Genomic DNA, 20,419 nt, shown 5'->3' with positions numbered 1-20,419 from the left:
ATGAATCTGTTGTACTGGCTCGAACCCTGGGAGCCGTCGCCGACGGTCGTGGTCGCCATCCTCTGTGCGGCGGTACTGTTTTTGCGTGGCGCACGGCGCGCGCACGTTTCGGTTGCGCGGCGCATCGCGTTCTGGTTCGGGCTCATTGCGCTCTATGTCGCGCTGCATACTCGGCTCGACTACTACTTCGAGCATGAGTTTTTCATGCACCGGTTGCAGCATCTCGTGCTGCATCACCTCGGGCCGTTCTTCATTGCATGGTCGTATCCGGGCGCGGCACTACGTGCGGGCATTCCGTTTCGCTGGCGTCAGCGCTTCGTCAATCCAGCGATGAGCACGAAGCCGATGCGCGCGGTGCTCGATACCGTATTTCATCCGGTTGTCGCAGTCGTGCTCTTCGTGGGGCTGATCTATTTCTGGCTCTTTTCGCCGATTCATTTCAAAGCCATGCTCGACTGGCGGCTTTACCGAATCATGAATTGGAGCATGGTCATCGACGGGTTGCTCTTCTGGTGGCTCGTGCTCGATCCACGGCCCGCGCCGCCCGCACGCCTTGCCGCGGGACGGCGCCTCATCATCGTCATCGCGGCAATCCCGCCGCAAATCGTGCTCGGCGCACTCATCTTCTTCACGCCGCATGAGCTATATCCGATTTACTCGATTTGCGGCCGCGCATTCACATGGTTGAGCCCAATCCGCGATCAACAGATCGGCGGCCTGCTACTCTGGATCCCGGGTTCGATGATGAGCGTGTTCGGCGCGTTGATCGCGCTGCGCCATTGGATGCGGTTGTCGGCCCGCGCGCGGCTCATCGAAGAGCGCGCACGTGGGCATGTGAAGCCGACACCGCGGAGTGTGCCCCGCTTTGAGCCCGGAGGCTAGGCGGAACGCATCCAGATGTGAGGGATGCCGTCTTCATCGTGGATATCCGATGACGGTTTAAAACCGAAGGCACCGTAAAAGGCTTGCAGATGCGCCTGTGCATGAAGGCTGATGGCGATACCGGGCCACTGCGCGGTGATATGCGTTCGTACCCGTTCGAGCATGGCACTGCCGAGTCCGATGCCGCGAAATCCCGCCGTGGTCAGCACGCGGCCGATGCGGACATCGGGTTCGTTTTCGTCGGGCAGCAATACGCGAAGGTAGCCGGCCAGCTCGCCGTTGGCCGCGTAGGCGAGCAAATGCCAGGCCTCTTTGTCGAGGCCGTCGACATCGCCATAGACACAGTTTTGCTCGACGACGAAAACTTCGTTGCGCGCGGCGAGAAAGTCATAGACTTCCGCCGGCGTGAGGTCAGAGAAAAACTTCCAACGCCATTCGAGGGCTTCCAGCGTCGTAGGGGATCGAGCGGTCATGGGGTGGCAATCGCTGTAATTCGTCTTCGGTAATTCGCGATTATCCGGTGAGCCGCGACCGAAAGCTACCCCGGCAGGCGGGCGGATTCGCCAGCGCAATACAGGCGCGGCCCACCGCCGCCTTTCGAGGTCAATCTTCGGGCTCGTCGTCCGTATACTCGACTACGAAACGGTGAAGCCACTCGCGGAAGCTCCGAGCGACTAGCGTTCGCTGGTCATCGTCGTGCCAGACCCGGATGACTTGTCCCACAGTGCCACCCTCCGCCGGATCGAAATCGAGACACAGATGGTCTCCCGCACCATTCGACGTAAACGGAATCCATTTGAGGTTGTACCAATCGTCTTTGATGCCATCGTCCGGCTCGGCACTGCAATCCTCAAAGTCACCGCTCACGACGAGCTTGTGCCAAACCTTCCATGCGTTCAGGATGTCCCGGCCGGATAGCAGACTATCGCCGTCGAAGAAATCGCCGGCGATCCCCGGTTGTCCATTATGGATTTTGAGGCTCTCGATAAAGTCCTCCGGCAGCTCGATGTCGAGTGCTGCTTCGAGCGACCGTATGTCCTCGTCGCCTGCTCCGGCGTTCAACCCGCCCGGAATCTCTTCGGGGTGGTCCGCAAGCCACGGATCCAGGCGAGACCAGGACTCGGAAACCGTCAAGGACGGACTTACGATTTGTAGTTCCACTTGCTTTTCCTCCTGTTTGGGTAGCGGCTCTTCGATTAGAGAGGGCAACGCACGATTGGCTTGACCCGGCTGCCGCGTGGCATCGAGCCGGAGAAAATGAATGCGACTACCTGCGAGAAGGCGCGTCGCGCCTGCAGGGATCGCCGCGATGGTTTCGGCTTCGATAAACGGTGTAATGAGGTGAGGCCGTTGATCGGAAAGCGGATCGATCAGCGGCTCGCCACGTGGGCCCCAAACAATGCGCGCCCATAGCATCGCGTTCAGTTTCCGATCGCGTTCGACATCACGAGCCAGTTCACCGATTTCCCAATGCGGGCCAGCGGATTCGACGAATTTGTAGGGAAAAACTTCGACAAACTCGTACAGATCGAGAATGCGCCGCACCACTGTGTGCATCAGCATGGCAACCGTGCCAGGCTGGCCCGGCAGGTTGACGAGCGTGGCTCGATCAACATGGCCAATGCCGCAGCGTCCCACGAGTCGGCCGGCCTCGTTCCAAAGGTCAACCATCTCGGTCCACTTGGGAGAGCGCTCGTCGCTGAGTGCAAAATTGACGGTTTCCCCTCGAATCTGCTTGAGATCGAGTTTATTATCGGGCCAACCTCCGAACATCTGCAGATCGTTTAGCCCAATGCGGGCGTATGGCTCGACTCCGAGCAGGCCACTGCCGATGATGAGGTCATACCGCGCCGCGAGTTCCCTGATGCGCTGTTGATACGCGAGTTCCGCTTCCCTCGTGGGGCCACTATGCCGATTCGGCCTCTGAGGAGGCGCAATAAATTCGATCGCCGGTACATCGTGGCCCCATTGTTTGAGCAACGAACGCACGTATGGGCCGCATGAGTCGGGAATTTGCCAGCACTCGCGCGCTGCGTCGGGCGCACAGCGCTCATAGCTCGATACCACGACACCGATGCGCGGACGCTTCGCAACTTTGATCGTGCGGACTCCCGCCGCTATCAGGAGTGCCTGACGCTCCGCCGTGATTCGCTGCCCTTTTCCAAGCAAGGTAGTGCCCGCTGCAAATTCGCTGCCGCGCGCACGGATATGCGCCCCCGCAGACGGAGGTTCTCTCAGCCAAACCTGGCGAAAGCCTCTACCGGTGGGAGGCTTGTTCTCTTCGATCGAAACAACCGTATCGGCGTTTTTTGGCAACGGGCTATGGGCGTGGACTTCGATAACCTCGTTGGGTAAGAGCGAACGGACTACCGGTCTGTCGACCCGTCGCTCAAGCCTCCCGTGCGCCTGATCGAGCTCAAAGACAACGGGGCGCCGCAGTGTCGCCGCACTTCCGTCGCTAGCACGCATCGCGTATCCGCGGCACGATGCGACCGGCCATCGAGGTACGTCCTCGGGCGCTGTCACCGGCTCAGCGGTCACCCGCAGACACGCCTCTTCGATTGCGATGGTCTCCGCTTGCAGCCCCCGCGGAATCGCTCGCCGGCACCCCTCGTAAACGAGCCCAAGCCACGCTGGAAATGATGAATGGTCTGCCATGATCAGCCTCGTGTACTCCCTATTTGTTGTGGATGTCACACTCGTCCGGCGCAGTACCCTTCGTTCCCTGAGGCTCAACGTCTATATAAAACTTCTCGCCATCCAGCACTCGTTGGGATGCAAGAAAGCATCCAAACAGTGCTCCAGCCCGGCGGTTGTCACTAGCATCGATCCGTTTCACCGAGAACTCGTTTCCGTCGGCTCCTTGGTTCGTCGCGGCAAAGGGGTATTCATCACAATCGCAGTTCGTCGGCGTTTCATCGGGATCGCCCGTAAAATCGCACAGCCCGTTCACCTTGCCGTATTGAGCAATACATTGAGTCTTCGAAACCGCTCTATTGTTCTTCCGCGCTTGCTCATTTCTCAAACGCGTCAACTCAGCGGAGCCGAATGCCGGCTTAATGCTTCCGTCCGAGGGCGATACATATCTTCCCGGTCGGCCGGCAGCTTGCGCCTCCTTGATATGGAGCGCGGACTCATCCACGTCGGGGTTGTCCGTCTTGACCGATGTCATGATCGCCGGTGCCTCTGGGTATACGCACCCTTGCGTACCCGTCTTGGCAAGACCGACATCGCATCGAATCGTCGGGACGTATCCCAGGCCAACGGTCACCGCACTCGGTCCGTCCTCGAATGACTCTCCAGACTTCACAACGCGATAAAAGTATCCGCGCCCTCTGTCTGCGCATACGCTCCCGATGCACCGCACGACAACAACCATCCCACTATCAACCAACGACACAAGACTGACTTTCCCACGGCCCTCTCCTCTCACTGTGGATGCGCAGCGGATGCCACGCAAGGAGAGGACGGTAGTCCGCGTTACCTGCCTGCCACTTCGACCGATCTCACATTCGGACCAAGCGAAGCAACCGCATGCAACAGGCATATCGGCGAGTAAAAGGACGCCCAAAAAATCAAAAAGCCCCTACGTCACCGTCGGGGCTTCGGGTTAGTCGACTAGCGAATTGGAATTACGCCGGCCAGGGGAAAACCTTAATCGATACAATCCATGCGTTTTCACCCATTCTTCTGCGCATCGAGCCACGCCTGAAACATCAGCACGGTCCAAAGCGGATGCTGCCAATTCATCCGCCCGCTCAAATGCTGCTGCCACATCCGGTCCACACGCGTCGCATCGAGAAACCCTTCGTCACGCAATCGCGCGGGATCGAGCAGCGCCTGCGCCCAGTCGCGCAACGAACCGCGCAACCATTCGCCTACAGGCGCGCAAAAACCCTGCTTCGGCCGATCGATGATCTCGCGCGGCACATAGCGGTACAGCAACTGGCGCAGCAGCCATTTCGGCTTGTCTTCGGGTATGCGCATCGAAAGCGGAAGGCTCCAGACGAACCCGACGACGCGATGGTCGAGAAACGGCATGCGCGTCTCGAGGCTCACCGCCATTGCCGCACGATCCACCTTCGCCAGAATGTCATCGGGCAGATAAGTGAGCGCATCGACCGCCATCACCTGCTCGGCAAATTCCAGATCGACGGACCATGCCTCGGGCGTATCGACACGCGTCGGCAGCTCGCGCCCCGAGAGGGCAAGGCGTTCGGGATGATGAACCGACGACAACAGAAGCCGATAAAGATCGGTCCTGCTTTGTGCGCCCATCACGTTCGCGAGCTTGTGCAGACGCTCGCCGATGCGCGTCCCGTCTCGCGCACCCGGGGACCAGGCGCCCTGAAACAGCGCCGCGAACTGATCCGCATGATCGGGCCGAAGCGAATAAAGCGCCGATGCGATCCGTTTGCGCATGCCGGACGGCACGCGCCGCAGGCGGCTCCAGAGGCGCGGCGTCAGGAAATAACGCGTGTAACCGCCGAATAGTTCGTCGCCGCCGTCGCCCGAGAGCGCAACCTTCACATGCTCGCGCGTGGTCTGCGCCACCACGTAAGTAGGAATCTGCGAGGCATCCGCAAACGGTTCGTCGTATATCGTCGGCAACTTGGGCACGAGTTCCAGCGCTCGGGCAGCCGTCACGACGATCTCCGTGTGCTCCGTGCCGAGATGACGTGCAACCGCTTTCGCATGAACGGCTTCGTCGTAGGTCGCATCATCGAAGCCGACCGTAAACGTGCGCACCGGCTTGGCGGACTGCGCCTGCATCAGCGCAACGATGGCCGACGAATCGACCCCGCCCGACAGGAACGCTCCGAGCGGCGCGTCCGCCATCATCTGGCCATGCACCGCGTCGCGCAACAATCGGTCGAGCTCGTCGACGGCGGCTTCGGGACTGCCTTCGAACGGATAGGCCCGGCCTCGGCCGATCACCTGTTCGAGCGTCCAGTAGCGCCGCGGCGCCGGCCAGACCTCCGGCAGTTCGAGCTGGACATAGCTGCCGGCCGGCAACTTGCGCACATTCTCGTAAATCGTGTGCGGCGCCGGCACGCATGCGTAACGCAAATAGAGGCAAAGCGCATCGCGATCGATCGCGCGGGCGTCGAAGCCGGGATAAGTCCGTAGCGCCTTGAGTTCGGAGGCGAACACGATACCGTCGCCGACCCTCGCGTAATAAAGCGGCTTTTCGCCGATGCGGTCGCGGGCCAGCGTGAGCACGCGCGATTGACGATTCCACAGCGCAAGCGCGAACATGCCGACCGCCCGCTCGAGCGTCCGGTCGACACCCCAGGCAACGAAGGCCGCCAGCAGAATTTCGGTGTCGGAGTGCCCGCGCCAGGCGGGCGCACGCCCCTCGGCCTCGAGGTCCCGGCGCAACGCCAGGCAGTTGTAGATTTCGCCATTGAAAGTCATGACGTAACGGCCACATTCCGAGACCATCGGCTGCCGCCCATGCTCCGACAGATCGACGATCGACAACCGGCGATGACCGAGCGCGAGGCCGGCGGCCGGATCGAACCAGGCACCGGCATCGTCGGGGCCGCGATGCGCGACGCTATCCGTCATCCGGGAAAGTATTGCTTGGGCCGTCTCGTGCTCGGACGCCGTTCGGGTCCAGAAGCCCGCAATTCCGCACATATCCGCAATCCGTTCGAGTGGTCGGGCAGGGCGCTTGCCTCATGGGACATGCGCCTGTTCGACGACCCATCTTACGGAGAAAATAATCGCGAATAATCCGCGACAGAAGAACCGCTTTTTCCACGCTTCCAACGGCGCTCGGCGCTAATGCAAACGGGATCACGCCGCGCGAGCACGGATTATTGCCGCAGCGACGCCGAAAAAATTGATTAAAAAAAGAAAATTGGATATCCGCATCCAGGTGCTTTTGTCTGCGTAAAGCGCGATGGAAGGAATTAGGGAGATGCTGCGGAATTGCCAACAAAAAAGCCCCAACGGGCAGACCGTCAGGGCTTCGATATTTGGAGGCGCGAGCCGGAGTCGAACCGGCCTACACGGCTTTGCAGGCCGCTGCATAACCGCTTTGCTATCGCGCCTTAAGCGATTTCTCCGAACCGTCGCCACCCTCGGGGAGCACAACGATTCACGAGTGATCCAAACAAAAAGGGAAGCTCAGCTTCCCTGTCCACCTGGAGCGGGAGACGAGTCTCGAACTCGCGACCTCAACCTTGGCAAGGTTGCGCTCTACCAACTGAGCTACTCCCGCTTTGACCGACATACTCGACGCTGACCCGCAACCCACTGCGTACCGCAACGTCTTTGCAAACTGGAGCGGGAGACGAGTCTCGAACTCGCGACCTCAACCTTGGCAAGGTTGCGCTCTACCAACTGAGCTACTCCCGCAGTGCGCCTCCCCGGCTGACGATCGACTCGCCTGGCTCAGCGCGTCGCGCTCAAAGGCTTGTCACCGGAGAAGCGAGATTATGTATAACCTGCTGAATCGTGTCAACACCTTTGTCGCCGCCGCGGCACCGCATGCGGCTCACAGACGCGTCTCGCGCGCCGCGCGCAAAAAGCTGTCGAGCAGCGGCGTGCAATCGAGCAGCTCCGGGCCGCCCGCGCGATGGAATTCGGGGTGCCATTGCACGCCCATCACGAACGGCGCCCGCCGATACCGCACCGCCTCGATCAGCCCGTCCCCAGCCGAGACCGCCTCCACGTTCAAGTCGCGGCCCAGCGTCTTCACGGCCTGATGGTGGATCGAATTGACCAGCGCCTCGCGGCGCCCCGGGAACATATTGACCAGGGTCGAGCCATCCGGGAACCTGACCGAGTGCCGATGCTGATCGTAACGCTCATTGACATGGACGCCCGCTGTCGGCACTTCGGTCGCGATGTCCTGATAGAGCGAGCCGCCAAACGCGACATTGATGAGTTGGCACCCGCGGCAAATTCCGAGCACCGGCTTGCCCGATTCGATGAATTCGTGCAGCAGTTCGAGCTCGTACATGTCGCGCACGCGATCGCCCGGCCATTCGGCCAATGTTTCCGTGGCGGCATACGTCTGCGGCGAGACATCGGCGCCGCCCTGCAGCAACAGGCCGTCGAGATGCTTGGCGTAATCGCGCAGGCGGATGTTGCTCGGATGAAGCATGCCTTGATGGCCGACCGTCGGAATCATGAAGACCATCACATCGCGCGACATCACCCAGTGCGCCACCGATTCCTCGAGATATTGCAGCGTTTTGCCCCGCAACCCGATCGCCCCCGGCTCGGGGTGAAAGATCCGTGCCGACACGCCGATGCGCAGCGTGCGTTGGGTGATCCGCTGCCCCGCCCGGTCGAAAAAGAGTCGGGCGCGCGCCGCGATCGTCCGTCCGAAGACGGTCCATGCCGAGTTGTTGTACTTCAGATAGGCAGGTCTGGACACGGTCCCGGCGGCGCCCGGGGGCGGCGGGCGCGGGACATCGAAGTCGGGCGGCGCACCGAATCCCGGCGGCGGCGCCCCTCCTCCCGGCGATCGTTCAGCCTCGTGCGCGGCGCTCTCCTGTGCCGACGTCTCGCGCGCCGCCGACGCCCGCGCTTCGGCGGCTTCAGCCGCCGCGCCCGATTGCGGGGGCGCCGCTTCGGGGGTAACGGCCACCGTCGAAGCACTCCCGGGCGTATCGGTCGACGCACGCGCCGCTGCTTCGGCAGCGGTACCGCTCGCTCCCGCGCCGCCGGCCGGGGCCGGGGCCGGGGCCGGCGGCGGTGCGTCGGGTCCGCCCGGGGACGCCGCTCCCGCCGTCGTGCCCGACGGCTCGGCCGTATGCGGTGCGGCAAAAGAATCGCTGGAGGAGTGGACTGGAGTGTCTGGACCGGCGTGGCCGGCGTTCGGTGGCGTTTTTTCGCTCATGACGATGGGACAGGGGCGCGCGTCGCACGCACAGCGATGAAAGAGCACCCATTATCCGCCACCGCGCAAAGCCGCGGCAATCGTGGCGGATCGATGCGGGCCGGCGGCCCCGCGACGCCCGCCGTGCGACCCGGTTGTTTCGCTCAGGCTCGCCTGCCTGCGCATGCCGCATGCCACCGCTACAATGCCTACAGCATGCTGTGCGCTATGCCCCTATCCGACTCGACACCGTCACCCCATGGCCACCGAATTCGCTCCCTTCCCTCCGCTCGCCCGCCTCGCCGACGATCTTTCCACCGGTAAAACGACGAGCCGCGTGCTCGTCGAAACCGCGCTCGAGCGCATTGGCGATCCGGCGGGTCAAGGCTCGACCGTCTTCATGCAGGCGGATGCCGAAGCGGCACGTGCCGCCGCGGACGCGCACGATCGCCTGCGGGCCGCGGGGACCGTACTGTCCCCGCTCGCGGGCATCCCGGTATCGATCAAGGATCTGTTCGACGTGAAGGGCCAGGTCACGCGCGCGAGCTCCCGCGTGCTGGCCGACGCGCCGCCGGCTCGAGCCGACGCTCCCGTCGTGGCGCGTTTGCGCAACGCCGGCGCCGTGCTCATCGGCCGCACGAACATGTCCGAATTCGCGTTTTCGGGCTTGGGCCTCAATCCGCACTACGGCACGCCGCTTTCGCCGTACCGTCGGGGCGAGCCGGGCGAGGCCCGCGTCGCGGGCGGCTCGTCGTCGGGCGCAGGGGCGTCGGTCGCCGACGGCATGGCCGCCGTCGCGCTCAGCACGGACACCGGCGGCTCGATCCGCATCCCGGCCGCATTTTGCGGTCTGACCGGGTTCAAGCCGACCGCAAGCCGTATTCCGCGCGAAGGTGCCGTACCGTTATCCACCACGCTCGATTCGTTCGGGCCGATAGGCGTATCCGTGGCCTGCTGTGCGCTCGTCGATCGCATCCTCGCCGGCCTCGAGCCGCGCGTTCCCGCTCGGCGCCCGCTCGAAGGCGCGCGTCTCGGGGTGCTGACCCACTACGTCACCGACGATGTCGAGCCGAGCGTCGCTCGAGCGCTCGACACAGCGCTCAAGCACCTGGAAGCGGCCGGCGCGATCCTCTCCGATGTCCATTTCGCACCGCTCGAGCGCCTGCCCGAGATCAACCGTTTCGGCTTTTCGGCGATGGAGGCCTACGCCTGGCATCGCGGGCACATCGCCACGCAGCGCGAGCGCTACGATCCGCGCGTGCTCGCGCGGATACTCAAAGGGGAAAGCGCACGGGCGACGGATTACCTCGATCTCATCGCCGAGCGCGCAGCGCTCATGAAAGCCGCGGAAGAAACCCTTTGGCAGCACTTCGATGCGATCGTCGCGCCGACTGTGCCCATCGCGCCGCCCCGTGTCGCAGACTGCGATCGCGACGATGCAACGTATGCGCGCATCAACGCGCTGGTACTGCGTAACCCGAGCACGTTCAACGTCCTGGACGCCTGCGCCGTTTCGCTGCCGTGCCACGCACGCGGGGACGCGCCCGTGGGGCTGATGCTCGCCGCGGGACCGCATCGCGACGACGCGCTCCTCGGCGTGGCACTCGCGGTCGAACGCGTGCTCGACTCGATTCGCTGAGCCGGTTCAGGGCGTGCGGATCGTCACGCACGCTCGATGTCACTGGCTGCGGCAAATCACACTAAAATGCAGCGATTTGCCCCTCGGAGCCCACGCTTCATGAACGACCTCCTGTCCCTGCGCCGCGAACGCCGCCTACTCGTGCTGCTCGGTCTCGTCTCGCTGAGCCTCGTCGGCGGTGCGCTTTATCTGCAGTTCGCGAAGGGCGAAGATCCCTGCCCGCTTTGCATCATTCAGCGCTATTTCTTCATCTTGATCGCAATTCTCGCGTTCGCCGGCGCAACGCGCGGCGGCTGGCAAGGCGTTCGCGTGTTCGAAACGCTGATAGCGGTCGTCGCCGTGGCGGGCATCGGCACCGCCGTGCGTCACCTCTTCATCCAGCTCCATCCCGGCTTCAGCTGCGGATTCGATGCGCTGCAGCCCGTCGTCGACGCCCTGCCGCCCGCCCATTGGCTGCCGAGCGTGTTCAAGGTCGCGGGCCTGTGCGAAACGGTCTACCCCCCCATCCTCGGCCTTCTGCTGCCCGGCTGGGCGCTCGTCGCCTTCGCGCTGACGTTCGTCGCCGTGGCCGCCAGTCTCTGGCGTCGGCGCGCCAAGGGTCGTCTGCATGCGCTCTGAGCGCTGAGCGCGCCGACACACGCGGCCGGCTCACGCCCCCCGCCGTCTTCGCGGTGCAACATGGCGATGGCTTGCAACTTGCACGCGTGCCGCGCATCGTAGAGCCGTAATTATGCTGGCGCTGATAGCGACCATCAGCGCCGGACGATCTTCGCCGCATATTGCGGTGCTATCTTGTGCTCTGGATGGCGATCCACGTGCGCGAGCCGGCCGTTGCCGGTACGAAGCGTAACGCGCGCCTGATCCGCAACTCCAGGATTCGGCCATGACCACGCATCCCATCCGCTTTTACTACCGCGGCGCGATTCACGAAGTGCACGACGCCCCGGCCACCCGCACCGTGCTTCAGCACCTGCGCGAAGACCTCCAGTGCACGGGCACCAAGGAGGGCTGCGCCGAGGGTGACTGCGGCGCGTGCACGGTGGTCGTCGGCGAACTCGACGCCCGCGGCGCGCTCGCGCTCAAGGCCGTCAACGCCTGCATTCAATTCCTGCCCACGCTCGATTCGCGCGCCCTTTTCACGGTCGAAGACCTGCGCCGCCCGGATGGCACGCTGCATCCCGTGCAGCGCGCGCTCGTCGATTGCCATGCATCGCAATGCGGTTTTTGTACGCCGGGCTTTGCCATGTCGATGTGGGCGCTCTACGAAAACCGGCAAGGAGAAAGCCAGACGCCCTCGCGCGATGAAATCGCGACCGCGCTGTCCGGCAATCTGTGCCGCTGCACCGGGTACCGGCCGATCGTCGAGGCCGCACAGGCCATGTTCGACGGCGGGCGCCATGCGCGCACCGCGCTCGATCGCGCGCCCGTCGTCGCGGCGCTGCGCGCATTGCGCCGCGACGAAACGTTCGAATACGCGAGCCGCGAAACGCACACTGCAGACTCCGGCACGACGACATTTCGCGCGCCGGTGACGCTCGACGCGTTCGCCGCCCTGCGCGCGGCATACCCCCAGGCGTGCGTGCTCGCCGGCAGCACGGACGTCGGGCTCTGGGTGACGAAGCAAATGCGCCGCCTCGGCGATCTGCTCTATATCGGCAACGTCGAGGAATTGAAGCGCATCGAGCGCGACGCATCGATGCTCACCATCGGCGCCGCGGCCTCGCTCGAGGACGCCTACGCCGCGCTCGTCGGCGAGTACCCGGCGCTCGCCGAGCTGGCACGGCGCTTCGCCTCGCTGCCGATTCGCAATGCGGGCACGCTCGGCGGCAACGTCGCGAACGGCTCGCCCATCGGCGATTCGATGCCGGCTTTGATCGCGCTCGGCGCGCAGGTCGTGTTGCGGCGGGACAAGGCTTCCCGCACGCTTGCGCTCGACGCGTTCTATCTCGGCTATCAGAAGACAGCACTCGAGCCGGGCGAATTCCTCGCCGCCGTTCGTGTACCGCTCCCGCGGGCCCAGCTGCGATTTCGTACGTACAAGGTGTCGAAGCGCTACGATCAGGACATCTCGGCGGTATGCGGCGCGTTCGCACTCGAAATCGACAACGGAAAAATCGTCTCGGCACGTATCGCCTTCGGCGGCATGGCCGCGACGCCACAGCGTGCGGCCGGTGCCGAAGCCGCGCTCGCCGGCGAGGTATGGAACGAGGCGAGCGCGCAACGCGCCATGAATGCGCTCGAACAGGACTTCGTGCCGCTCACCGATATGCGCGCATCGAATACCTACCGTATGACCGTCGCCCGTAATCTGCTCTGGCGCTTTCATCTCGAAACGCGCGACGAGGCGCCGTTGGCAGCAAGCGAGGTCGAAGCGTTCTCGTTCGAGCCCACCGCCCGACCGGCCAAGGAGATGCGATGAATCTGATGACCGAAGCATCCGCCGAACGCATGGGGACGGCTTCCCAGCCGAGCGCCGCGATCGGCGTGGCGCGCCCGCACGAATCGGCCGAATTGCATGTGAGCGGCGAAGCCGCCTACACCGACGATCTGCCGGAGTTCGCCGGCACGCTCCATGTCGCGCTCGGCTTATCGCGCCACGCGCATGCGCGCATCGTCTCGCTCGATCTCGAAGCCGTGAGAGCTGCCCCGGGCGTGGTCGCGGTATTGACGGCGGCCGATATCCCCGGCGAAAACAACTGTGGCCCGGTCCTTCACGACGATCCGATCCTTGCCGAGGGCACCGTCTCCTATCTCGGGCAACCCGTTTTTGCCGTGATCGCGACGAGCCGCGACCTCGCGCGGCAAGCCGCGGCGCTCGCCAAAAGCGGCGACATCGTGCGCTACGAACCGCTGGAGGCCGTGCTGACCGCGCAAGCGGCCCACGATCGCCAGCAGTACGTACTGCCTCCGCTGCATCTCGTGCGAGGCGATCCCGCGGCCAGGATTGCGGCCGCACCGCACCGGTTGACAGGCGAGTTCGAGGTTGGCGGACAGGAACAGTTCTATCTCGAAGGGCAAATCGCCTATGCCGTTCCGAAGGAAGGCGCCGGCATGCTCGTCTACAGTTCGACGCAGCATCCAAGCGAAATGCAGCAGGTCGTCGCGCATATGCTCGGCTGGCCCGCGCATCGCGTCCTGTGCGAATGCCGGCGCATGGGCGGGGGCTTTGGCGGGAAGGAGTCGCAGTCGGCCGTGTTCGCCTGTATTGCCGCGCTCGGCGCTTCAAAGCTCAAGCGGCCCGTCAAACTACGCGCAGACCGCGACGACGATTTTCTGATCACGGGCAAGCGCCACGACGCCGTCTACCGATACGAGGTTGGCTTCGATAGCGAAGGCCGCATCGCGGGCGCGCGCGTCGAAATTGCATTGCGCGCCGGCTATTCAGCGGATCTCTCGGGAGCCGTCGCCACGCGCGCGGTCTGTCACGTCGACAACGCCTACTATTTATCCGATGTCGAAATCGCGGCGCTGGCCTGCAAGACGAACACGCAATCGAATACCGCGTTTCGCGGCTTCGGCGGTCCGCAAGGCGCGCTCGTGACCGAAGTCATGATCGACGATATCGCGCGCGCGCTCGGGCGGGACCCGCTCGATGTCCGTCTGGCCAATTTCTATGGCATCGGCGAGCGCGACGTCACGCCTTACGGCCAACGCGTCGACGACAACATCCTTGCTCCGCTGACCGCGCAACTGCTCGAATCGAGCGACTATCGCGCGCGCCGCGCGGCGCTCGCGGCATTCAACGAAGCGAGTCCCGTGCTCAAACGCGGCATCGCGATCACGCCGGTCAAGTTCGGCATCTCGTTCAACGTGCCGTTCCTCAATCAGGCCGGCGCGCTCGTGCACGTCTATCGGGACGGCTCCGTACTCGTCAATCACGGCGGCACGGAAATGGGCCAGGGCCTCAATACGAAAGTGGCACAAGTCGTCGCGCATGTGCTGGGGCTGCCGCTCGAGCAGGTGCGCGTGACGGCGACGGACACTTCGAAAGTCGCCAATACGTCGGCCACGGCGGCGTCGACCGGCAGCGACCTGAACGGCAAGGCCGCCGAAGCGGCTGCGCAAACCATCCGCGCGCGCTTGGCCGAAATGGCGGCGCGGCTGCTCGGCGGCCAGCCGGGCGACGCGATCTTCGCCAACGGATGCGTATCGCTCGATGGTGCATCGTTGCCATTCGCGCAGTTGGTGAACGAGGCCTACCTCGCCCGCGTGCAACTCTGGTCGGACGGTTTTTACGCCACGCCGAAAGTGCATTGGGATGCGAAAACGCTGACGGGGCACCCGTTCTACTACTTTGCGTACGGTGCCGCGGTATCGGAAGTGGTCGTCGACACGCTGACCGGCGAATGGAAGCTCCTGCGTGCCGACTTGCTGCACGATGCGGGCCGATCGATCAACCCGGCGATCGATCTCGGGCAGGTCGAAGGGGGATTCATCCAGGGCATGGGCTGGCTGACGACCGAAGAACTCTGGTGGAACGCCGATGGACGGCTCATGACCCACGCGCCGTCGACCTATAAAATCCCCGCGATCAGCGATACGCCGGCCGCGTTTCACGTCGCCCTTTATCGGAACGAAAACGTCGAGCCGACCGTATTCCGTTCGAAGGCCGTCGGCGAGCCGCCACTGCTGCTCGCCTTCTCGGTTTTTCTGGCCATCCGCGACGCGATCGCCGCGGCCGCCCCGCACGCGCGCTCGGCCCCGCCGCTGCGCGCGCCGGCGACGCCCGAAGCGATCCTCGCGGCCATCTCCGCGTTGGGTCGCACAGCAAGCACTGCCTGAAGAGGATCGTCTCCGCATGCAAACATGGTTGTCCGACCTTCAGCATCTGCTCGCACATGGCGACGCCGTGGTGCTCGTCACCGTCGCGCGCGTGGAGGGATCGGCCCCGCGCGAAGCCGGCACGAAGATGATCGTGACACGCGACACCGCGCGCCATACGATCGGCGGCGGACATCTCGAATGGCGGGCGATCGAGATCGCCCGCGAGGTTCTGCGCGACGGCACGCGCGTGCCGCACATGCGCAGGCTCGAACGTCTTGCGCTCGGACCGAGCCTCGGCCAATGCTGTGGCGGTGCAGTGATGCTGGCGTTCGAACGCCTCGATGTAGGCGATCTCGGCTGGGTGGCGACGCTCGCCAAGCGCCTCGCGGCGGGAAAAGCGAGTGTGCGCAGCGTGTCGTTCGGCCCATCGCCCGACAGCGTGCTCCTTTCCGATGCGCAACCCGGCTGCGACATGCCGGACTGCCTGCTCTGGGACGGCACCGGGTTCGATGAAGGCAACGCGCTCCTGACCGAGACGATCGTGGCGCGCGAGTTTCCGGTGGTGCTGTTCGGCGCCGGACATGTCGGCGCCGCGCTGATCCGGATCCTCGCGACGCTGCCGTGCCGCGTGCGCTGGGTCGACGAGCGCGATGCTCAATTCGAACAGCACCTCGTACCGGTCTCGCCGCGAGATCTGCCGAACGTGACGATCGACGCAAACGATGCGCCGGACGAAGCTGTCGATGAAGCCGAGCCCGCGAGCTATTTCATCGTAATGACGCACAATCACGCGCGCGACCTTGCGCTGGCCGAGCGCATCCTCAGGCGCGGCGATTTCGCATTTTTCGGCATGATCGGCTCGCTGACGAAGCGCCGGCAATTCGAACATCGGCTCGCTGCGCGCGGCATCGACCCCGCTCTCATCGCGCGCATGCACTGCCCGATCGGGGTTGCCGGCATCGCCGACAAATCGCCGGAGGCCATTGCGATTTCGGCGGCGGCCCAATTGCTGCAAGCCGTCGAAAGCGTGCGAACGCGGCGTGCGTCGCGCGCCGCACCATCGCCTCCCTCTTCCCCGTTGTCTTCAACGATCGACCATGACCCCGACATTCGCTGAAAAAATCGCCGGTGCGCCGAAGGCCGAACTCCATATCCATATCGAAGGATCGCTCGAGCCCGAGCTGATCTTCAAGCTTGCCGAACGCAACGGCGTTGCGCTCGCTTACCCCTCGATCGAAGCGCTGCGCGCCGCCTATGCGTTCACCGATCTGCAGTCGTTCCTCGACATCTACTACGCCGGCGCGAGCGTGTTGCTCACCGAAGACGACTTCTACGACATGACCGCGGCCTATGTCGAGCGCGCACTCGCCGATGGCGTCGTGCATACCGAGATCTTCTTCGATCCGCAAACGCATACCGAGCGCGGCGTGCCGATCGAAACGGTAGTCGCGGGCATCGAGCGCGCGCTGGCCGAGGGCGAGCGTCGCGGCTTATCCAGCAAGCTGATTCTCTGCTTCTTGCGACATCTATCCGAAGACGATGCGCTCGCCACCTATTCGGCCGCGCTGCCGCTCTTCGATACCTACGCGCGCCGGTTGATCGGCGTCGGTCTCGATTCGTCGGAGCGCGGCCATCCGCCATCCAAATTCGAACGCGTTTTCGCGCAGGCACGCAAGCGCGGGCTGAAGGTCGTCGCGCATGCGGGCGAGGAAGGCCCCCCTTCGTACATTTACGAAGCACTCGATCTGCTGTTGGTTGATCGCATCGATCACGGTGTGCGCAGCATCGAAGACCCGGCGCTCGTGACGCGGCTTGCCGATACCCGCGTTGCACTGACCGTCTGCCCGCTGTCGAATCTGAAGCTGCGCGTATTCGACGACATGAAACGGCACACCTTGAAAGCACTGCTCGATCACGGTGTGGCCGTCACGATCAACTCGGACGATCCGGCCTACTTCGGCGGCTACGTCAATGCGAACTACCTGGCAACGGTCGAAGCGCTCGGACTGACCGATCGCGACGTGTACACACTCATACGCAACAGCTTCGAAGCCTCCTTCGTGACGCCGCGCGAACTCGACGCGTTCATTGCAAAGCTCGACGCATATTGGAAGCCGTAGACGTGCGCGCCGCACCGATGCGGCGCCGTTTTTCAGCACAGGAACATTTCCGACCATGAGCCCAATCGACAAGCACGGTGTGGGACGCACCGCCTATCGCGCCATGCTGCTCGGCTTCGCCGGCGATCCAGCCGAATCCGACGATGCGGCCCGCTTCGAAGAAGACGGACTGCTCATCGTCGAAGCGGGGCATGTGGTCTCAAAAGGCAGCTACGCTGCGCTTGCAGACCAATTGACGCCCGACACGCAGTTGCGCGACTTCACAGGCAAGCTGATCGTACCGGGCTTCATCGATACGCACGTGCACTACCCGCAGACGGACATGATCGCCTCACCGGCCTCCGGCCTTCTACCCTGGCTCGAGCACTACACGTTCCCGACGGAACGGCGGTTTTCCGACGCGGCATGGGCGCGGGAAACCGCGGACTTTTTCCTCGACGAACTGCTCGCTTGCGGCACGACGACCGCGCTCGTCTACTGCACGGTGCACAAGGAATCGGTCGACGCATTCTTCGCCGCGAGCGAAGCTCGGCAGTTGCGCATGATCGCGGGCAAGGTGTTGATGGACCGCAATTGCCCCGAATTCCTGCGCGACACCGCGCAATCGGGCTATGACGACAGCGCTGAGCTGATCGCGCGCTGGCACGGCAAAGGGCGGCAGCTCTACGCGCTCACGCCGCGTTTCGCGCCGACATCGACGCCCGAACAGCTGCAAGCATGCGGCGCGCTCGCGCAAGCCCATCCGAACGTATTCGTTCAGACGCACGTCGCCGAGAACGTCGACGAAATCAAGTGGGTGGCCGCGCTCTACCCGGGCTATCGCAGTTATCTCGATGTCTACGATCGCCATGGACTGCTGCGCCGCCGTGCGATTTATGGGCACTGCATTCATTTCGACGATCGCGATCGGGCTCGCATGGCCGAGAGCGGAGCCGTCGCTTCGCATTGCCCGACATCGAATCTCTTTCTCGGCAGCGGTCTGTTCGATATTGCCAAGGCGGGCGCGCATGGCATGGCGGTGACGCTCGGCACCGACGTGGGCGGCGGCACCGCTTTCTCCATGCTGCGGACGATGAACGAAGCGCATAAAGTCGCGCGTCTGAGCGGGCATCACCTCAGCGCGACGCGCATGTTCTGGCTCGCCACGGCCGGTGCCGCGCAGGCTCTCGATCTGGACGGAACCATCGGCACGCTGGCGCCGCAGACAGAAGCCGATTTCATCGTGCTCGATCCGCAGGCCACACCGCTGCTCGAGCGGCGTATGCAGCGTGCCGAGTCGCTCGAGGAACGACTGTTCGCGTTCGCCTTGCTCGGCGACGATCGCGCAGTATTCGAGACCTACGCGGCAGGCCGATGCGTACATCGCCGCGACGACGATGCGCGCCGCCGACGCGCGCTCGCCGATCACTGAACGCCGGCGCGGCGCGACGCGAGGCCGCCCGGCCGCCGGTTCCGCGGCCCAGCGCCGCGCCTGTGTTAGAATCCGCCCCTCATTGGGGAGTAGCCGCCCCGCCGCTTCGCGCCGGTTCACCGGTCATGCCGAGCGCGGCGGGGGCATCCGTCAACAGACTTGGCCTTGCGGCCATGGCGGATGCAGCCTCGGGCCTGGCGAGACCGATGACCCGCACGCGCGCCGTTTATGGGCCCGGCGTCGCCGCGGGTCGTCGCTCGTACACATCTCGGCCCGGGAAGAACCAATAACGTGGACCAAGCCTTTCTGATCTCGACCGGCGCCGTCGCGCTCGCTGAAATCGGCGACAAGACTCAATTGCTTTCCCTGGTCCTTGCGGCCCGCTACCGCAAGCCCATTCCGATCATGCTCGGCGTGCTCGTCGCTACGCTGGCCAACCATGCGGGCGCCGGCGCAATCGGGAATTGGCTCGGCGCGCTCGTCACGCCGACCGTCATGCGTTGGGCATTGACGATCTCGTTCATCGCCATGGGCATCTGGGTGCTGATACCCGACAAGCTCGATGCCGACGAGGCAAACGTCGCGCGCGGCCGGCTTGGCGTCTTCGGCGCCACCCTCGTCACGTTCTTTCTGGCTGAAATGGGCGACAAAACGCAGATCGCGACCGTCGCGCTGGCCGCACGATTTCACGACTTCATCGGCGTGGTGGCCGGCACCACCCTCGGCATGATGCTGGCCAACGTGCCGGCCATCCTGCTCGGCGAGCGCTTCGCTCACCGTCTGCCGACACGCACCGTGCATGTGATCGCAGCCGTCCTGTTCATCGTGCTCGGGGTGCTCGGGCTGGTGCGCGGAACGGTTTGACGGGCGCGGGCGGCCGCGGCGAAAGCACGCGGCCGTGACGATGCTATTGCGCTGCCGGGGCGGATGCTGCAGCAGGCGCGCGGCCTGTTGCCGCCGGTGCGACCGGCACCTCGTTCGACGCCCCGCCGCCATGCGAATCGACGGGGATGCGCACCGTGCGCACGACCCCGTTGCCGAGCGGGAAATCGGCCAACGCGCTGCGGGCAAGATAGGGCATGGCCTGCACTAGCGAGGATTCATCGTTCGTCGTGCGCGCGGTGACGTTGTAGACTTCCCGGCCTGTCGAGCGCTCGGTGATCCGCACGCCCAGCGTATGCGTGTAGACCGGATAGGTTTGGCTCACATAATCCGGCGGGAAGGCGCCAAAGGGCCCAAACGGGCCCATGGGCCGCCAGAACGGGCCCGGCCAGGGGTTCCCATAGTAGACCGGCTGCGTGACAGTCATCGCGCCGGCATCGGTCTTGTAACCGAGTCCCACGAGATAGTGTGCGTCGGTACGCGGTACACGCCGGAACGCATAACGATCGAGCTCGGAGGCAACGAGTTGCTCGTAGGTCGCTTGCTCGAGGCTGTTTTGCTGCGCCGGGGTGCGGTCGAATGAATAAGTCCGCGTTGCGTCGCTGCCGCTCCATTCCGAAAAAGCCGTGACCTGCGAGGTCACATAGGTCGTACACCCCGCCAACGTCAATGCCGACACGGCGCAGACCGGCGCGACCGCACGTCTTACCTGTTGCCACTTCGCCTTCATATCTTCCTCTGTTTCGCTACGGGGCCTGCCTTCACCCCGGGCCTCGTCGCGATGATACGCCGAGCCTGCAGCGCCGGGCCGGCCGGCTTTGTACAATGGATGACGACCTCGCCGCTGATGCGCGAGCCCAAACGGTCCATTTTCCCGATCCGCC

At 64.2% G+C, this 20,419-nt stretch carries 15 protein-coding genes, 3 tRNA genes and 1 riboswitch; of the genes, 9 read left to right on the top strand and 9 right to left on the bottom strand.

What is annotated here, in order from left to right:
- Entirely contained in the window at positions 1-882 is an 882-nt protein-coding gene (locus ACR9ZC_RS12650; RefSeq protein WP_481580533.1) for a cytochrome c oxidase assembly protein, read from the top strand.
- Here ACR9ZC_RS12650 and ACR9ZC_RS12645 read toward each other — a convergent pair.
- The 8 genes from ACR9ZC_RS12645 to ACR9ZC_RS12610 form a co-directional block, all read right to left on the bottom strand.
- Entirely contained in the window at positions 879-1,355 is a 477-nt protein-coding gene (locus tag ACR9ZC_RS12645; RefSeq protein WP_481580532.1) for a GNAT family N-acetyltransferase, read from the bottom strand. The two genes, ACR9ZC_RS12650 and ACR9ZC_RS12645, sit on opposite strands and share 4 nt — an antisense overlap.
- Before the next feature lie 130 nt (positions 1,356-1,485).
- Entirely contained in the window at positions 1,486-3,540 is a 2,055-nt protein-coding gene (locus ACR9ZC_RS12640) for an SMI1/KNR4 family protein (RefSeq protein ID WP_481582659.1), read from the bottom strand.
- 19 nt (positions 3,541-3,559) lie between these two features.
- Complete coding sequence (locus tag ACR9ZC_RS12635; protein WP_481580531.1) at positions 3,560-4,054, bottom strand: NucA/NucB deoxyribonuclease domain-containing protein; 495 nt, start codon at positions 4,052-4,054, stop codon at positions 3,560-3,562.
- A 506-nt stretch (positions 4,055-4,560) separates the two neighbouring features.
- The gene (gene asnB, locus ACR9ZC_RS12630; RefSeq protein ID WP_481580530.1) at positions 4,561-6,525 is read right to left on the bottom strand and encodes an asparagine synthase (glutamine-hydrolyzing); all 1,965 of its coding nucleotides are present in this window, start codon (positions 6,523-6,525) and stop codon (positions 4,561-4,563) included.
- Between the two features lie 342 nt (positions 6,526-6,867).
- Positions 6,868-6,941, bottom strand: a tRNA-Cys gene (locus ACR9ZC_RS12625).
- A 94-nt stretch (positions 6,942-7,035) separates the two neighbouring features.
- Positions 7,036-7,111 (bottom strand) — tRNA-Gly (locus tag ACR9ZC_RS12620).
- Between the two features lie 61 nt (positions 7,112-7,172).
- Positions 7,173-7,248, bottom strand: a tRNA-Gly gene (locus ACR9ZC_RS12615).
- A gap of 139 nt (positions 7,249-7,387) precedes the next feature.
- The gene (locus ACR9ZC_RS12610; RefSeq protein ID WP_481580529.1) at positions 7,388-8,740 is read right to left on the bottom strand and encodes a gamma-glutamyl-gamma-aminobutyrate hydrolase family protein; all 1,353 of its coding nucleotides are present in this window, start codon (positions 8,738-8,740) and stop codon (positions 7,388-7,390) included.
- A gap of 238 nt (positions 8,741-8,978) precedes the next feature.
- Here ACR9ZC_RS12610 and ACR9ZC_RS12605 point away from each other — a divergent pair, with 238 nt between their 5' ends.
- The 8 genes from ACR9ZC_RS12605 (at position 8,979) to ACR9ZC_RS12570 (ending at position 19,517) form a co-directional block, all read left to right on the top strand.
- Positions 8,979-10,358, top strand: a complete 1,380-nt coding sequence (locus tag ACR9ZC_RS12605) for an amidase (RefSeq protein WP_481580528.1) — start codon at positions 8,979-8,981, stop codon at positions 10,356-10,358.
- A gap of 99 nt (positions 10,359-10,457) precedes the next feature.
- Complete coding sequence (locus tag ACR9ZC_RS12600) at positions 10,458-10,976, top strand: disulfide bond formation protein B (RefSeq protein WP_481580527.1); 519 nt, start codon at positions 10,458-10,460, stop codon at positions 10,974-10,976.
- A 265-nt stretch (positions 10,977-11,241) separates the two neighbouring features.
- Positions 11,242-12,777, top strand: a complete 1,536-nt coding sequence (gene xdhA / locus ACR9ZC_RS12595) for a xanthine dehydrogenase small subunit (protein ID WP_481580526.1) — start codon at positions 11,242-11,244, stop codon at positions 12,775-12,777.
- Positions 12,774-15,140: a xanthine dehydrogenase molybdopterin binding subunit gene (gene xdhB / locus ACR9ZC_RS12590; protein WP_481580525.1), complete on the top strand. Its 2,367-nt coding sequence runs from the start codon at positions 12,774-12,776 to the stop codon at positions 15,138-15,140. The genes xdhA and xdhB overlap by 4 nt, the downstream gene beginning before the upstream one ends.
- 16 nt (positions 15,141-15,156) lie before the next feature.
- A complete protein-coding gene (xdhC, locus tag ACR9ZC_RS12585) occupies positions 15,157-16,239 on the top strand; it encodes a xanthine dehydrogenase accessory protein XdhC (RefSeq protein ID WP_481580524.1) in 1,083 nt (360 codons plus the stop codon).
- Positions 16,220-17,242: an adenosine deaminase gene (locus ACR9ZC_RS12580; RefSeq protein WP_481580523.1), complete on the top strand. Its 1,023-nt coding sequence runs from the start codon at positions 16,220-16,222 to the stop codon at positions 17,240-17,242. The genes xdhC and ACR9ZC_RS12580 overlap by 20 nt, the downstream gene beginning before the upstream one ends.
- 79 nt (positions 17,243-17,321) lie before the next feature.
- Positions 17,322-18,653 carry a guanine deaminase gene (gene guaD / locus ACR9ZC_RS12575; RefSeq protein WP_481582658.1) on the top strand — a complete coding sequence of 444 codons (1,332 nt, stop codon included), beginning with the start codon at positions 17,322-17,324 and terminating at the stop codon, positions 18,651-18,653.
- 72 nt (positions 18,654-18,725) lie between these two features.
- A riboswitch (yybP-ykoY riboswitch) is annotated at positions 18,726-18,861 on the top strand.
- Between the two features lie 83 nt (positions 18,862-18,944).
- Positions 18,945-19,517, top strand: a complete 573-nt coding sequence (locus tag ACR9ZC_RS12570) for a TMEM165/GDT1 family protein (protein WP_481580522.1) — start codon at positions 18,945-18,947, stop codon at positions 19,515-19,517.
- A gap of 43 nt (positions 19,518-19,560) precedes the next feature.
- On the opposite strand, the gene ACR9ZC_RS12565 is transcribed toward ACR9ZC_RS12570, so the two are convergent.
- Positions 19,561-20,265: a DUF4136 domain-containing protein gene (locus ACR9ZC_RS12565; protein WP_481580521.1), complete on the bottom strand. Its 705-nt coding sequence runs from the start codon at positions 20,263-20,265 to the stop codon at positions 19,561-19,563.
- Between the last annotated feature and the right edge of the window lie 154 nt (positions 20,266-20,419).

The sequence above is a fragment of the Trinickia sp. HAY1-2D genome (assembly GCF_056754935.1).
Note: the sequence above shows the minus strand (reverse complement) of the source record. Positions and strands in the feature narration are given on the sequence as shown.